General features: G+C 65.3%; 15 protein-coding genes and 3 pseudogenes. 10 read left to right on the top strand and 8 right to left on the bottom strand.

From position 1 onward, the window contains the following. Positions 1-205 precede the first annotated feature (205 nt). Genes A5625_RS19900 through A5625_RS19890 form a run of 3 tightly spaced genes read left to right on the top strand, consistent with a single transcriptional unit; the run spans position 206 to position 1205 of the window. Positions 206-604, top strand: coding sequence for a hypothetical protein (locus A5625_RS19900; protein WP_066997832.1), 399 nt, complete (start codon positions 206-208; stop codon positions 602-604). An 11-nt stretch (positions 605-615) separates the two neighbouring features. Continuing rightward, positions 616-936: a hypothetical protein gene (locus tag A5625_RS19895; protein WP_066997829.1), complete on the top strand. Its 321-nt coding sequence runs from the start codon at positions 616-618 to the stop codon at positions 934-936. 47 nt (positions 937-983) lie between these two features. Next, positions 984-1205, top strand: a complete 222-nt coding sequence (locus A5625_RS19890) for a hypothetical protein (RefSeq protein ID WP_066997826.1) — start codon at positions 984-986, stop codon at positions 1203-1205. Between the two features lie 17 nt (positions 1206-1222). Here the strand turns inward: A5625_RS19890 and A5625_RS19885 are convergent, their stop codons facing one another. Both A5625_RS19885 and A5625_RS19880 read right to left on the bottom strand, forming a co-directional pair. After that, positions 1223-2353 carry a nitronate monooxygenase gene (locus A5625_RS19885; protein ID WP_066997823.1) on the bottom strand — a complete coding sequence of 377 codons (1131 nt, stop codon included), beginning with the start codon at positions 2351-2353 and terminating at the stop codon, positions 1223-1225. 112 nt (positions 2354-2465) lie between these two features. Continuing rightward, on the bottom strand, positions 2466-2930 hold the full coding sequence (locus A5625_RS19880) for a hypothetical protein (RefSeq protein WP_066997915.1): 465 nt from the start codon (positions 2928-2930) through the stop codon (positions 2466-2468). Between the two features lie 202 nt (positions 2931-3132). Between A5625_RS19880 and A5625_RS19875 the strand changes: the two are divergent. From A5625_RS19875 to A5625_RS19865, 3 genes and pseudogenes are all read left to right on the top strand, one after another. Beyond that, positions 3133-4525 (top strand): annotated as a pseudogene (locus A5625_RS19875) (HNH endonuclease signature motif containing protein). Positions 4526-4618: 93 nt separating this feature from the next. Beyond that, positions 4619-6568, top strand: coding sequence for an NAD(P)/FAD-dependent oxidoreductase (locus A5625_RS19870; protein WP_066997820.1), 1950 nt, complete (start codon positions 4619-4621; stop codon positions 6566-6568). A 10-nt stretch (positions 6569-6578) separates the two neighbouring features. Continuing rightward, positions 6579-7698: pseudogene (locus tag A5625_RS19865) on the top strand (alcohol dehydrogenase family protein). Here the strand turns inward: A5625_RS19865 and A5625_RS19860 are convergent. Next, positions 7609-8520, bottom strand: a complete 912-nt coding sequence (locus A5625_RS19860) for a class I SAM-dependent methyltransferase (protein ID WP_066997814.1) — start codon at positions 8518-8520, stop codon at positions 7609-7611. The pseudogene A5625_RS19865 and the gene A5625_RS19860 overlap by 90 nt on opposite strands. A 70-nt stretch (positions 8521-8590) precedes the next feature. Next, entirely contained in the window at positions 8591-9022 is a 432-nt protein-coding gene (gene dtd / locus A5625_RS19855; RefSeq protein ID WP_066997811.1) for a D-aminoacyl-tRNA deacylase, read from the bottom strand. A gap of 51 nt (positions 9023-9073) precedes the next feature. Here dtd and A5625_RS19850 point away from each other — a divergent pair, with 51 nt between their 5' ends. Beyond that, entirely contained in the window at positions 9074-9379 is a 306-nt protein-coding gene (locus A5625_RS19850) for an MTH1187 family thiamine-binding protein (RefSeq protein WP_066997809.1), read from the top strand. Here the strand turns inward: A5625_RS19850 and A5625_RS19845 are convergent. Further along, positions 9376-9870 carry a macro domain-containing protein gene (locus A5625_RS19845; protein WP_066997806.1) on the bottom strand — a complete coding sequence of 165 codons (495 nt, stop codon included), beginning with the start codon at positions 9868-9870 and terminating at the stop codon, positions 9376-9378. The two genes, A5625_RS19850 and A5625_RS19845, sit on opposite strands and share 4 nt — an antisense overlap. A gap of 35 nt (positions 9871-9905) precedes the next feature. Between A5625_RS19845 and A5625_RS19840 the strand changes: the two genes are divergently transcribed. Then, positions 9906-11198, top strand: coding sequence for a competence/damage-inducible protein A (locus A5625_RS19840; protein WP_066997803.1), 1293 nt, complete (start codon positions 9906-9908; stop codon positions 11196-11198). Between the two features lie 2 nt (positions 11199-11200). Here the strand turns inward: A5625_RS19840 and A5625_RS19835 are convergent, their stop codons facing one another. Further along, positions 11201-12553: an MFS transporter gene (locus A5625_RS19835; protein ID WP_369830025.1), complete on the bottom strand. Its 1353-nt coding sequence runs from the start codon at positions 12551-12553 to the stop codon at positions 11201-11203. Here A5625_RS19835 and A5625_RS19830 point away from each other — a divergent pair. Both A5625_RS19830 and A5625_RS19825 read left to right on the top strand, forming a co-directional pair. Further along, entirely contained in the window at positions 12552-13619 is a 1068-nt protein-coding gene (locus A5625_RS19830; RefSeq protein ID WP_066997797.1) for an amidohydrolase family protein, read from the top strand. The genes A5625_RS19835 and A5625_RS19830 overlap by 2 nt on opposite strands. 54 nt (positions 13620-13673) lie before the next feature. After that, positions 13674-14063 carry a phage holin family protein gene (locus tag A5625_RS19825; RefSeq protein WP_066997794.1) on the top strand — a complete coding sequence of 130 codons (390 nt, stop codon included), beginning with the start codon at positions 13674-13676 and terminating at the stop codon, positions 14061-14063. 2 nt (positions 14064-14065) lie between these two features. Here the strand turns inward: A5625_RS19825 and A5625_RS19820 are convergent, their stop codons facing one another. Both A5625_RS19820 and A5625_RS19815 read right to left on the bottom strand, forming a co-directional pair. Further along, positions 14066-15028 carry an FAD-dependent oxidoreductase gene (locus tag A5625_RS19820; protein WP_066997789.1) on the bottom strand — a complete coding sequence of 321 codons (963 nt, stop codon included), beginning with the start codon at positions 15026-15028 and terminating at the stop codon, positions 14066-14068. A gap of 57 nt (positions 15029-15085) precedes the next feature. Further along, positions 15086-15340: pseudogene (locus tag A5625_RS19815) on the bottom strand (hypothetical protein); the annotation flags it as partial.

Here is a 15340-nt window from a genome sequence, read left to right as displayed (position 1 = left end):
CTCCTCGATGACGAAGTGGTCTAGTCGTCTTTGTGCAAATAAACCATTGCCGCACCACGGTTGGGAAGCGTTGACACAAGATCGCCGAGGACAAATTGAAACGTGTTCCTCGTTCTGGGGCCCCGCGGCCGATACGGTCTTGTGGCTGACCGCCCGACCGATATGCTTTGGTGCAGGTCATCGGCGACGACAGGCGGGGTAGCACATGATTCGGCAACTGCTCAGCGCCGCTTCGATAGCGGGCATCACGATCGGCTTGGCACCGTGCGCGGCTGCCGGTTACGACGGCGACGTGCCGGGCATGAACTATCAGGCGTCACTGGGCGCGCCGTGCGACAACTACGAGCGCTTCATCTTCGGACGAGGCCCGAGCGGCCAGGCCGAGGCCTGTCACTTCCCGCCGCCGAATCAGTTCCCGGCGGCCACCACCGGATATTGGGTGGCGTCTTACCCGCTGTACGGCGTACAGCAGACCGGTGCCAAATGCCCTGGCTCGCAAGCTGCGGCGCAGACTCCGGACGGGCTTCCCATGTTGTGTTTGGGAGCCCAGGGGTGGCAACCCGGATGGTTCACCGGGGCAGGGTTTTTCCCGCCCAGCGGATAAGCGGTGCAGTCATGAAACGTAGTGAGCCCGCCGAACTTCCCGTTCCCCGCTGGCTACGTTTCGTGCTGGCCTCCGATCGCGCCGGGTCGGCGTGGTACATCGGCAGCGGATTTTTCTTCGCGCCGGTGCTCGCCGTGCTCTCACCATGGCCCACGGTCACCGCCGTGCTGTGGGGCGTCATCGCACTGGCCGGGTTATGGCTGGGGTTGCTGGGCATTGCGATGGCCATCGGCCTGGCCCGAATAATGCGCTCCGGGACCGAAATTCCCGAGGACTACTGGCGTTCCCTGGTTCACTACCAGAACACAATGCCGACGAGAAATGGCCACTGAGGCCGTCTAGAGTCAAAGCGACCGCCTGCAACAAAAGGAGACTCGAGATGGCCTTCAATGCCAGGGATGCAGTCGACGCGGTGAGGGACATCGCGACCAACGCCGTCGAGAAAGCCTCCGACATCGTCGAACACGCCGGTGACATCATTCGCGGCGACATCGCCGGTGGTGCCAGCGGCATCGTTCAGAATTCGATCGACATCGGCACCTACGCGGTGGACCGGACCAAGGAAGTGTTCACCGGCCACGACGAGGTCGACGACGTCTAGACGCGACGCCTCGGCAGTTAAACCGAGGCAGCCTCGTTGAGCTCGTCCAGCCGGTTGGTGGCTTCCAGGTACTCCTGCACCCAGCGCTCGATGACCGTTGAGGTCTTCTCCACCTTGGTGAACTGGCCGACCACCTGACCGACCGGGTTGAACGCCACGTCGACGGATTCATTGGGGTACCTGTTGGTGGCCCGCACGGCCATGCCGGAAACCATGTACTGCAACGGCATTCCGAGTGGCTTCGGGTTGTCCGGCGCCTCCCATGCCTCGGTCCAGTCGTTGCGCAGCATGCGGGCCGGCTTGCCGGTGAACGAGCGGCTGCGGACGGTGTCGCGGCTGCCGGCTTTGACGTAGGCCTGCTGCTGGACCGGTGTGTTCGAAGATTCCTCGACCATCAACCACTGCGATCCGGTCCACGCGCCTTGCGCACCGAGCGCCAGTGCGGCGGCGATCTGCTCGCCGCTGCCGATACCGCCGGCGGCCAGCACCGGAATCGGGGCGACCTCCTTGACGACCTGCGGCCACAGCACGATGGAGCCCACCTCGCCGCAGTGTCCACCGGCCTCGCCGCCCTGGGCGATGATGATGTCGACGCCCGCGTCGGCGTGCTTGCGAGCCTGCGAGGGGGAGCCACACAGCGCGGCGACCTTGAGCCCGGCGTCGTGGATGTGCTTGATCATGTCGGCCGGCGGGGTGCCCAGCGCGTTGGCGATCATCTTCACTTTCGGGTGCTTGAGCGCCACCTCGACCTGGGGTGTGGCCGTCGCCTCGGTCCAGCCGAGGAGCTGCAGGCTGTCACTGTCGCTGTCCTCGACCGGCACACCGTGATCGGCGAGGATCTTCTTGCCGAAGTCGAGATGCTCTTGCGGCACCATCTTGCGCAGCGTGTCTGCCAGCTCCTCCGCGGACAGGTGGGAGTCCATGCCTTCGTACTTGTTCGGGATCACGATGTCGACGCCGTAGGGGTGGTCGCCGATATTCTCGTCAATCCAGTTGAGTTCGATCTCCAGCTGCTCGGGCGTGAAGCCGACCGCTCCGAGCACGCCGAACCCCCCGGCCTTGCTGACCGCCACGACGACGTCGCGGCAGTGGGTGAAGGCGAAGATCGGGAACTCGATACCGAGTTCGTCGCAGATAGGGGTGTGCATTACAACTCCTGGGAGCTCGCCGAATTGGAACGTGTTCTAGTTTAGTACGGAGCGCACTGACGTGGCCAGCGGGTCCTGACCTGCACTTCCTCACTACGACCCGTCACCGAAGTCAGATGGCGGTGCTATTCGCCACCCAGAGGACGAGAAACACGAGTATGCAGGCGGCGCCCAGCAGATGATCGCGGCAGACCGACCGCGCCAGGCGCGTTTGCTCGGATGGACTGTCCGCGCGATGGCCAAGTCTCACCGCATCGGGAACCGTGTGCGTCAACGCCAGCATGGTCGGGATGCCCACCAGCGGGGCCGAGGTCACCAAGAGCCAGCCCGGGTCGTGTCCGCGGGCCGCCTGCAGTACCAGCGTTCCCAATAGGGTGAGCATGACGAGCGCGATCAGGCGGCCCATCGGCCGAGACGTGGTGGTCGCGCGGTGGTAGTACGCCGCGATGGAGGCGAGCACCGTCTCAGGCAATTCAGGCGTGGCCTTCCGGTAACGCAGAACTTGGACGTCGAAGATCAAGTCCATCCACAAGACGGCGAACAGGAACCCGCCGCAGGCCATGAGCAACGAGGCCATGGCACTCACCCACCTCTGAGTCATCCCGGGCACCGCGCCGAGCGCCGTTGCCACTTGGACCCATTGTTCTCGGCGACGCAATAGGCGGCCGGCCGCCGGTGACCGCCGCCGCGCGGCCCTTGGCTGAAATCACTTGTGCCACTTTAGTTTCAGTGGTCTCGGTGGGATGCTTCTTGTCGGCGGCGGGGCATAGTATTCGAACATGCATTCGATCGATCGTGAGGAGTTGCAGGACACGTCGACGCGTTGCGTGCCGCCGTCTCCCGCTTCTGCGCGCGTTCGTATGCGACTCTGACCAACCCGGAGCGGTTGCAGATGCTGGAGATATTCGAGTGCGAGATGCGCCGACTGCAAAGGCCAAGTCATGAACTGATCAATCAGCTCGGCGAGCAAGCGGATGCGACCGAGTTAGGCGGCAAGTTGTCCTGGGCGTTGGCCGAACGGCTGCACATCACTCTCGCGCCGACGCCGGTCGCCGCATCGCCGAGGCGGCCGATCTGGGGCCGCGTCGAGCGTTGACCGGCGAACCGTTGCCGCCGCTGTTGTCGGCCACCGCGGCGGCCCAGCAGGACGGGGCGATCGGGACTGATCACGTGGCGGTGATCCGGCGGTTCTTCCACCAGTTGCGCGAGTCCGTCGACGTCGAGACCTGTGCGCACGCCGAACAGCATCTGGCGATCAAGGCGACCGAGTTTCGGCCAGAGCAGTTCGCCAAGCTAGCCCGGCGTCTGATGGATTGCCTCAACCCCGATGGCAGCTACACCGATGCCGATCGGGCGCGAATGCGCGGGCTGGTGCTCGGCACCCAGCAGGCCGACGGCATGTCGCGGCTGAGTGGGTGGTTGACGCCAGAGGCGCGTGCCGGCTGGGAGGCAGTGCTGGCCAAGCTCGCCGCCCCCGGCATGTGCAACCCCGCCGACGAGCAGCCGGTCATCGACGGCGCCCCGTCCGAAGACGCGGTGCACCGCGACACCCGCAGCGCCGCCCAGCGCAACCACGACGGCCTCAACGCCGCGCTGCGCGCGATACTGGCCAGCGGACAACTGGGCCAGCACAACGGCTTACCGGCATCCATCATCGTCACCACCACGCTGCGCGATCTCGAACGCACCACCGGCAAGGGCCTCACCGGCGGCGGCACCGTGCTACCGATGCCGGATGTGATCCGGCTGGCCCGCCACGCCCATCATTACCTGGCCATCTTCAACAAGGGCAAAGCGCTGGCGTTGTATCACACCAGGCGCCTGGCCTCACCCGGGCAGCGAATTGTGTTGTACGCCAAGGACCGCGGGTGTACCGCACCAGGTTGCGACGTGTCGGGTTACTACTGCGAAGTCCACCACGTCCAAGACTGGGCGCACACCCACCGCACCGACATCGACCAACTCACTCTGGCCTGTGGACCCGACCACCGACTCCTCGACAAAGGTTGGACCACTCGAAAACGCGCCAACGGCGACACCGACTGGATCCCGCCACCACACCTCGACCGCGGGCAAACCCGCGTGAACACCTTCCACCACCCCGAAAAACTCCTGGCGGACGAAGCCGACGAAGACGACGGGCCGCCGATGACCGAGCGGCCGATCTCTTGATCCGGTGCCGAACCAACGGGTACCGTGGTGCTGCCAATTACGAAACGGATCGTAGCGTAATTGGTTTCCAAACCATCGAGAGGAATCGGCTTGATGCGCAGCCGCTACGCCGGCGATCCCTTCACCACATCCAACTCCGAGATCGCCGCCGCGCTAGAGGATGTCAGCATTCCCACGCTGTTGCTCTCACTCGTCCACATCACCGGCGACCCACGTTTCATCCGCGACTTCAAGCAGATGGGCATCTTCCTCAACGAGGTCCAGGGGTTCATGTCGGAGGAGGACAAGGCGCGAGCCCGCGCCGAGGCCTTGTCGGTGATCACCGAGTATCGAGACCGCGGCTGCCCAGAACCGCCGCCGCTGAGCCCGGAACTGATCAGGGAAATGATCGACTGGGCGGCGTGTGAACACGTTCCCGACGACTACCTGCCGCTGGTTTCTGAAGAACTCGATCTCGACGGCGTCGATCCCCGACGCCCCGCGGCGTTGCCGGCGCAGCGCGCCGCCGAACTTCCGGTGTTGGTCATCGGCTGCGGCGAATCGGGCATCCTCGCCGGCATCCGGCTCAAGCAGGCCAACGTCCCGTTCACCATCATCGAGAAGAACGCGGGACCCGGCGGAACCTGGTGGGAGAACAGGTATCCCGGCGCGCGAGTGGATGTGGCAAACCACTTCTACTGCTACAGCTTCGAACCCAACAACGACTGGACGCATTTCTTCGCCGAGCAATACGAGCTGCAGGACTACTTCACCAAGGTCATCGACAAACACCACCTGGCCGAGCATGTGCAGTGGCAGACAGAGGTTCTCGCGGCCGAATGGAACGACGACGACGGCACGTGGAGCGTTTCACTGCGCTCGACGCACGGCCAGACGACCACCACGCGCGCCCGAGCGATCATCACCGCGGTGGGCCAGTTGAACCGACCCCTGCTTCCCGCCTTCGACGGAGCGGACACCTTCGAAGGACCGTCGTTCCACTCGGCGGCTTGGGATCACACCGTCGACCTGAAAGGCAAGCGGGTTGCTATGGTCGGCGCCGGTGCCAGTGGCTTCCAGATCGCCCCCGCCATCGCCGAGGACGTGGACCGACTCACGGTGTTCCAGCGGACCGCGCAGTGGATGTTCCCCAATCCGATGTATCACGACGAGGTCGGTGACGGCGTGCGCTGGGCGATGCGCCATCTTCCGTTCTACGGCAGGTGGTACCGCTTCCTGGTGCTGTGGCCCGGCTCGGACAAAGGGCTGGACGCCGCCGAAGGCGACCCGAACTACGCCGACCAGGATCACGCGGTCAGCGACATCAACGCCGCCGCCCACATGATGTTTTCCCAATGGATCACCAGCCAGGTCAGCGAGGATTCCGAGTTGTTGGCCAAGGTGATGCCCGACTATCCGGCATGCGGCAAGCGGACCCTGCAGGACAACGGCAGTTGGTTGCGAACCCTGCAGCGCGACAATGTCGAGTTGGTGCGCACGCCTATCGAGAAGATCACACCACACGGCATCGTCACCGACGACGGCGTGACTCATGACGCGGATGTCATCGTTTATGCCACCGGTTTTCGGCACACCGACGTGCTATGGCCGATGAAAGTCACCGGCCGAAACGGAACCGATCTGCATGAAATGTGGGGGAGCCGGCCTTATGCGTACCTCGGCATCACCGTTCCGGAATTCCCGAATTTCTTCATCGTCTACGGGCCCGGGACTCACCTGGCCCACGGCGGCAGCCTGATCTTCCAGTCCGAGCTGCAGATGCGCTACGTCGACCAGTGTCTGGCGCGACTGACCGAGGCCAACGTGCATTCGATCGAGCCGAAACCCGAAGCCGCCACCGATTGGCACCGGCGGACGCAGACGCAGATCAAGAAGATGGTGTGGTCGCATCCGGCGGTCAAGCACTCGTATTTCAAGAACGCCGACGGGGAAATCCACACCGTAAGCCCGTGGCGTCTCAACGAATATTGGTCGGCGGTGCGCGAGCCGGACTGGTCACAGTTTTTAGTGCGAACGAAAGATCCAGCGCAACAAGGAAAGTGAGCACGCCACTATGCGCACCGTAGTCGTCGATGGGCCCCGCAGCATCCGGGTCGACACCCGTCCCGACCCAGCCCTTCCCGGGCCGGACGGGGCGATCGTCGAGGTGAGCGCCGCCGGTATCTGCGGATCCGACTTGCACTTCTACGAGGCCGATTTTCCGATGCTGGATCCGATCGCGCTCGGCCACGAAGCCATCGGCACCGTGGTCGAAGCCGGGCCGCAGGTGCGCAATATCAAAGTCGGCGATCAGGTCATGGTGTCGTCGGTGACCGGATGCGGCGCCTGCGCGGGATGCGCCACTCGCGATCCGGTGATGTGTCACTCCGGCTTTCAGATCTTCGGCGGCGGCGTGCTCGGCGGCGCGCAGGCCGACCTGCTCGCGGTGCCCGCCGCCGATTTTCAGCTGCTGAAGATGCCCGAAGGAATCAGCACCGAGCAGGCGCTGCTGCTCACCGACAACCTGGCCACCGGCTGGGCCGCGGCGCAGCGGGCCGACATCCCCTTCGGCGGCACGGTGGCGGTCATCGGCCTGGGTGCGGTTGGCTTGTGCTCGCTACGCAGCGCTCTTTTTCAGGGTGCGGCAACGGTTTTCGCTGTCGACCAGGTCGAGGGCCGGTTGGAGCGGGCCGCCCGCTGGGGAGCGACGCCCATCAAAGCGCCCGCGCTCGAGGCCATCCTCGCCGCCACCGACGGCCGCGGCGCCGATGCGGTGATCGACGCCGTCGCCACCGATGCCTCCCTGACCGAGGCGCTCAACGCCGTACGGCCCGGCGGCACCGTCTCCGTTGTGGGCGTGCATGATATGAATCCGTTTCCCCTCAACGCACTGGGTTGCCTGATTCGCAGCATCACGCTGCGGATGACCACCGCCCCGGTGCAGCGCACCTGGCCGGAATTGATCCCGCTGCTGCAGTCGGGCCGGCTTGACGTGGACGGCATCTTCACCAGCACAATGCCTTTGGACCAGGCGGCCCAAGGTTACGCGACCGCGGAGTCACGGTCGGGCGACGACGTGAAGGTCCTGCTGAAGCCCTAGGTCGTCACCGGGTGGCGGTGATGTATTGGGACCGCATGAAGCTGTCGATCTTCACGTCGACCTCCGGTGGGGTCATGCCGTAGCCCGCTTGTAGATCCAGTGTGTTGCGGACGGGTTCAACGGCCCATCCGTGGGCGGTCAGCCACTCCGCGGGATCGGACTGCGGCTCATAGGTCAGCGCCGAAAAGTCCACATTGCCGGACACATTGACGCCCGGGTGATTGGCCTCTAAGGCGTTGAGCTGGTCGTGATCGAGTCGCGATCCCAGCGCGCCGATGGCGATCCGGCTGCCCGGTGCACTGAGCCCGCTGATCCGGGTGAACAGCGCGTGTTGGGCCTCATCGGTCAGGTAGGGCAGTAGCCCCTCGACCGACCAGGCGCTGGGGCTCTCCACATCAAACCCGGCCGCTTCCAACGGACGCGACCAGTCGGTGCGCAGATCGGCGGCGACCTCGATGCGGCTAGCCTTCGGGGCAGCGCCCCGATCTGCGAGCACCCGGGCCTTGAATTCGAGAACCTTCGGCAGATCGACTTCGAAGACCCTTGTGCCTTCAGGCCATTGGAGCCGATACGCGCGCGAGTCCAGGCCGGCGGCGACGATCACCGCCTGCCGGATGCCCGCGGAGACCGCAGCTTCGAAGAAGTCGTCGAAGAAGCGGGTCTGCACACCGTACAGCCGCGGGAAGGCCATCTCATCGTCGGAGGAACCCGGGTTGGCAAGCACGCCCGCCAAATACGGGTCTTGCGAGGCGGCGATGAAGTCCTTCGCGAATTCGTCGCGGACCAACGGTTGCGGGCTCACCGCATGCAGCGCCCGCCACCCGGCCACCAGCAGCGCGGTATACCCGACGCTGCTGGCGATGTCCCAGTTGTCGTCGTCGGAACGGAGCGATCCGAATTCGGGTGTCGTGCTCATGCCTGCCTACCCCTCCCGTCGACATCGACCATCACCAGCCGACATTCCACGGTACCTCCCGGTGCTGGCCTCAAAGTTCCAAGAACACCGTGACAGGACCGTCGTTCACCAGCTCGACCTGCATGTTCGTCCCGAACACACCGGTCTGCACCTGCGCACCGAGCCGCTGCAAGGTGTCGGCGAACTCCGTTACCAGCGGCTCGGCGAGCGACCCCGGAGCGGCCGCATTCCAGGACGGGCGCCGGCCCTTGGCGGTGTCGGCGTACAGGGTGAACTGACTGACCACCAGGATGGGGGCGTCGACGTCGGCCGCCGAGCGTTCGTCGGCGAGAATCCTTAGATTCCAGAGCTTCTCAGCGAGTCGCCGTGCCTTGTCTTCGTCGTCGCTGTGGGTGACGCCGACGAATGCCAACAGGCCCTGGCCGTCCGGATCGATTGCGCCGACCACTGTGCCCTGCACCGAAACCGTCGCCGACGAGACCCGTTGCACCAACACCCGCATGGGCCTCGATGGTGCCAGACCGGCTCCGGGGTGGTTGGGTACGCTCGTTGAGTGTCTGTACTCGTCGCGTTTTCCGTCACCCCGATGGGGGTGGGCGAAGGTGTCGGGGAGATTGTCGCCGAAGCGGTCCGGGTGGTTCGCGAATCCGGGCTGCCCAACAAGACGGACTCGATGTTCACCGTGATCGAAGGCGAAACCTGGGCCGAAGTCATGGCCGTGGTGCAGCGCGCGGTTGAGGCCGTGGCGGCCCGGGCACCCAGGGTCAGCACGGTGATCAAGGCGGACTGGCGGGCCGGGACCAGCGACGCGATGACGCAGAAGGTCGCCACCGTCGAGCGTTACCTCGCCGAAAGCTAGCCGGCCACCGCGCGGTGAAACGCCCGCTCGGCCGCATCGCCGTGCACGGCGAACACCACCTTGCGCAGCGAACTCGGTTGGTGCTGCCGAACGGCATCGACCATCAGCCGCGCCGCCTCGTCAAGTGGGAAGCCGCCCACGCCGGTGCCGAAGGCCACCAGCCCGAGCGAGCGGCAGCCGAGTTCGTCGGCCTTGCGCAGCGTCGAGGCCGTGGCGGCTGCGATGATGTCGGCCGAAGTCGGCCCGCCGAGTTCCATGGTCGCCGCGTGGATGACGTAACGCGCCGGCATCTGGCCCGCCGTGGTCTCGACCGCTTCGCCGAGCCCGATCGGCGCCTTATGCGTGGATTCGCGCTGCACTTCCGGCCCGCCCGCACGTGAGATGGCCGCAGCGACACCGCCGCCGTGGCGCAACTGCGTGTTGGCGGCGTTGGTGATCGCGTCGAGTTCGAGCCTGGTGACGTCAGCCTGAATCACTTCTAACTCGATCATCGCCTCATTGTCCCCGTATCCCCATGCGTAGGCTCATGGCGGTGAGCGCACGCGCAGGCATCGTTGTCACCGGAACCGAAGTTCTCACCGGACGAATCCAAGATGCGAACGGTCCTTGGATCGCCGATCGTCTCCTGGAGCTGGGGGTCGAGCTGGCCCACATCACGATCTGCGGTGACCGTCCGGCCGACATCGAAGCGCAGCTCCGATTCCTGGCCGATCAGGGGGTGGACCTGATCGTCACCAGCGGCGGCTTAGGGCCGACGGCCGACGATATGACCGTCGAGGTGGTGGCACGCTTCTGTGAACGCGAGCTGGTGCTGGATGCCGAGGTCGAGGAGAAGATCGCCAACATTCTCAAGAAGCTGATGGCACGCAACCCCGCATTCCAATCCGCCTTGGATCCGGGCACTTTCGAATCGCTGCGAGCCGCCAATCGCAAGCAGGCGATGATCCCCGCGGGAGCGCAGGTGCTCGACCCGGTCGGTACCGCGCCCGGTGTCGTCGTGCCGGGCAAGCCCACGGTGATCGTGCTGCCTGGGCCGCCACGCGAGTTGCAGCCGATGTGGCACACGGCCATCGAGACACCTGCGGCGCAGCAGGCGATCGCCGGCCGCACCGTCTACCGACAGGAGATGCTGCGCATGTTCGGACTGCCGGAGTCGGGGCTGGCCGAAACATTGCGCGACGCGGAACAGGCCGTCCCCGGCTTCGGGGAACTCGAAATCACCACCTGCCTGCGGCGCGGGGAGATCGAGATGGTCACCCGCTACGAGCCGGACGCCGCCGACGCCTACGCCCAGCTTGTCAAGCTGCTGCGGGAGAAGCACGGACATCAGCTGTACTCCGACGACGGCTCGCGCGTCGATGACCTCGTTGCGCAACTGTTGGCCGGCCACCGGATCGCGACGGCTGAGTCCTGCACGGCGGGGCTGCTGGCAGCGCGGCTGACCGACCGGCCCGGATCGTCGGATTACGTGGCCGGCGGTGTGGTGTCCTATTCGAACGAGGCAAAGGTGGAGCTGCTCGGGGTCGACCCGGCGCTGATCGAGGCGCACGGCGCGGTCTCCGAACCGGTGGCCGAGGCGATGGCCGCGGGTGCGCTGTCGCGCTTTTCGGCCGACGTCGCCGTCGCGATCACCGGCGTCGCCGGCCCGGGTGGCGGTACCGAAGAAAAGCCGGTGGGCACAGTCTGTTTCAGCGTGGTGGCCGACGGCCGCACGGACACCCGCACCCTGCGACTTCCCGGTAACCGCTCGGACATCCGGGAACGCTCGACCACAGTGGCCATGCATCTGCTACGGCGCCTCTTGGGCGACGCCGACTAGCGTCACGTCATTTCGGTTGCAAGGAAAGCGGTTTCGGTGGTGCCGAACCGGACCCCGGTGGCGTCCTTGCCGATCAGTGTCAGCACCGTGACCGTGATCAACACCGGCACGATGGTCGCCGCCAACGCAAACGGGTAGCCGTGCGACTCGGCGAGACGTTCCTGGATCGGCAAATTGAACGCCGCCAACAGGTTACCCAGTTGGTAGGTCACGCCGGGGTAGAAGCCTCGGATGGCGTCCGGGGACATCTCGGTGAGGTGGGCGGGAATCACGCCCCACGCGCCCTGCACGAAGAGCTGCATCAGGAACGAACCCAGACACAGCATCGCCGCGCTGCGCGAGTAAGCGAACAACGGGACGATCGGCAGCGCCAGAACCGCACAGAAGGCCACCGTGTAGCGGCGGCCGAATCGCTGCGACAAGGTGCCGAAGACCAGGCCGCCGATGATGGCACCGACGTTGTAGACCACCACGATCCACTTGACCGTCGTGCTGGACAGGGCGGCGCCGTGGTTGGTGTGCGCCCCCAGGAAGGTGGGATAGACATCCTGCGTGCCGTGGCTCATCCAGTTGAAGGCCGTCATCAGCAACACCAGGTAGATGAACCGTCGGATGATCGCGCCACTGCGCAGCACGTCGCGGATTCGGGTGCTGGTGAGTTTCATCTGGTCCTGCGCGGCTTCCCAGACTTCGGATTCCTGCACCCGATACCGGATGACCAGGCTGATCAGGGCGGGGATGATGCTCAGACCGAACAACCACCGCCACGACAGCCCCAGCCAATCGATCACCACCAACGAGGCGACACTCGCCAGCAGGTAGCCGAACGCGTAACCCTCCTGCAGCAGCCCGGAAAAGAACCCGCGTCGCTCCACCGGAACCTTCTCCATGGCCAGTGCGGCACCGAGTCCCCATTCACCGCCCATGCCGATGCCGTAGAGCAGTCGCAGGATGACCAGCACGGTGAAGTTCGGCGCGAACGCGCACAGGAAACCCACCACGGAATAGAACATGACGTCGACCATCAGCGGCAGCCGCCTGCCGACCCGGTCGGCCCAGAGCCCGAAGAGCAGTGCGCCGACGGGACGCATGATCAGGGTGGCCGTGGTGACGAATGCGACCTCCGCCTTGCTGATGTGAAACGTCTTGGCGATGTCGGCGTAGACGAGCACCACGATGAAGTAATCGAAGGCGTCCATCGTCCAGCCCAGTAGTGCCGCGATGAAGGAGTTCCGCTGATCGGAGGTCAACCTCTTTTGAGGACTTTGAGTGGTCACGTCAGCATCGTGGCCTATGCAACGCGATGGCGCGACCTGTTCCGCCGTCCGCGCGCCGGGAGTAAGTTCCGGATACATGCGGATCATCGACGCCGACGGGCACGTGGCCGAGAATTCCTCGCTGGCAGTCGAAGCGATCAAACGATGGCCGGAGCATGTCAAACCCAGCGCGGATGGCCGGTTGGGGTTGACGCTCGAAGGCCGCAACTATCCCGAGGACACGGGTCCTGGTGCGGGTTGCCCACCCGAGCATGGGATCAGCAAGGCTCCCGACATCAATTGCCGCTCACCCGAGGGCGTGCTGGGGGATGCGGATCGCGATCACATCGACACGATGGTGCTGTATCCGAGCATGGGGCTGTGCGCCCCGAGCCTCGAGGATCCCGACTTCGCCGCGGGGTTCTCTCGGCTGTACAACCAGTGGATCGCTGACTACTGCGCCTCGTCCGGTGGCCGGTTGCGCGGAGTCGCCGTCACCCCGATCGAGCACGGCCGAGCGGCCATCGACGTGATGACCGAAGCCAAAGAGCTTGGGCTGGTTGCTGTTTTGGTGCCGCCGGCGCTCAAGAGCCGCAACCTCGATCACCCCGACCTCGACCCGTTCTACGCCGCGGCCGTCGACCTCGGCATGCCACTGGGCGTGCACGGCGCCCCGGGCATCCATCTGCCCAAGATCGGTGTGGACCGTTTCACGAATTACATTCAGGTGCACTGCATCAGTTTTCCCTTTGATCAGATGACCGCGATGACCGCGATGGTCTCCGGCGGCGTGTTCGAGCGCCACCCACAGTTACGGGTCGCCTTCCTCGAAGCGGGCGCGGGCTGGGTCCCGTTCTTCATCGATCGACTGCACGAGCATTACGAAAAGCGCGGCGACTGGGTGGAGCGCGGCTGGCGGCGCGATCCGCACGACTATCTGGCCGCGGGCAATATCTGGGTGACGTGCGAGCCGGAAGAACCCATCCTGCCCGGCGTAATCGACGTGCTGGGCGACGATTTCATCATGTTCGCCAGTGACTACCCGCACTGGGACGGCGAGTGGCCGGAGAGCACCAAGCACCTGCGGACCCGAACCGATATCAGCGAGGGCAGCCGGGAAAAGATCGGCGGGCTGAACGCGCAGCGCTTCTACAACCTGAATTGAGAGTGACTTTTACCCCTTACCTCCTCGGGTGACGAAGTGGCAGGATTTTCGGGCATGGGCCCATTTTTGCTACGCGCCGCGTTGACCGGACTGGCGTTGTGGATCGTCACCCTTTTCGTGCACGGCCTGAGGTTCGTGGGCGGCGACACGAAGCTGGAGCGGGTCGGCATCATCTTCGTCGTCGCGGTGATTTTCGGTTTGGTCAACGCGTTCATCAAGCCGGTCGTGCAGATCTTGGCGATCCCGCTCTACATCCTGACGCTGGGCCTGTTCCACATCGTCATCAATGCGCTGATGCTGTGGCTCACGGCGTGGATCACCGAGCACACCACGCACTGGGGACTGCAGATCGACCATTTCTGGTGGACGGCGATTTGGGCGGCGATCGTACTTTCGATCGTTAGTTGGTTGCTGTCCTTGGTGATTCGGCGTGCCGGCGCCTGACGTCAGTCCCCGCCGACCAGGCTCACCACATCACGCGCGCAACCCCAGGACAAGGTGACACCGTTGCCGCCGTGGCCGTAATTGTGGATGCAGCGGGCTTGCCCCAGTGGCTCGGCTTCCACCCGCACCGACGGCCGGTCGGGACGCAGTCCGGTGATGACCTCGATCACCTCGGCGTCGTGAAGTCGCGGCTCGACGCGGCGGCAGCGTTGCAGGATGCGCTCGGTCACCTCGGGGTCAGCCGTGGTGTCCCAGCGGTCGGGGATGCTGATGCCGCCGCAGACCACCCGTTGTGGGTGGGGAAAGTAACAGGTCCATTCCGGGCCGCTGTTCAGTTCTAGGAATAGTTGTTGCAGACCGGGATTGGACAGCACGACGTGCTGGCCGAATAACGGCCGCACGCTGTGGTCACCGGTCAGCGCGCCCGCGGCGAGGCCGGCGCAGTTCACCACGATCGGCGCGTCGTCGGCGGCCTCGTCCAGGGATCGCACGGGGCGCTCCTCGATTTCGCAGCCGGCCGCCATCAGCCGGCGGGTCAGGTAACCGAGATAGTGCGGCATGTCGATCATCGGCACTGTCGCACGAAATCCGCTTCCGAATCCGTCGGGCAGGTCGGCCGGATCGGCCGGCCGCAACTCGGGGATCAGCGCCGCCGCCGACGACATCGCCTCTGCCGCGGTCAGCTCACCGACGGCCAGCGCGGGCGCCAAAAGCACACCCGAATCCGGATCCTGGGCGAGGTCGGTGAACACGTGGAGCGAGTGCGCGGTCCAACCGAGTGTCTCGGCCGCGCGTTCAGCGGGCCGCGGGGGAGTCCAGACAGCGCCCGCCACCGCCGAGGTGGTCTGCTTCATCGTCGCCGCCGCCCAGACCCGTACCGGCCAGCCCGCCTCCGCCAGGCAGATGGCCGAGGTCAATCCGCTGACGCCGGCGCCGATGACGACAATCTGCTGCTTGCGTGCCACGGCGCCACCGTAGCGAAAAGCAGCCGGCCGTGGGTGCGACGGGCGCCTAGGCGCCGATCAGGAATGCGCCGCCTGCGGGGCCGGCGGAGCCGCCGGCGGCTGGGAAGGCGGCGAGGCCGGTCGTGGGTTGTTGCCGCCCATCAACCCATTGAGGATGCCGAGTGTGCCCTGCACACCCGCGGGCGGCGCCGACGGCGGCAGAGCAGCGTCGGGAGTCAGCTGCCACGGCTGACAGCCCGAGGTCTTGAACGCTTTGTCGCCAGGATCGATCTGCACCACCTGGGGTTTTTTGGACATGGCGTTGTCAATGAT

Source organism: Mycobacterium sp. 1465703.0 (assembly GCF_001672975.1).
GTDB lineage: Bacteria > Actinomycetota > Actinomycetes > Mycobacteriales > Mycobacteriaceae > Mycobacterium.
This window is presented reverse-complemented; position numbering and strand designations above follow the sequence as displayed.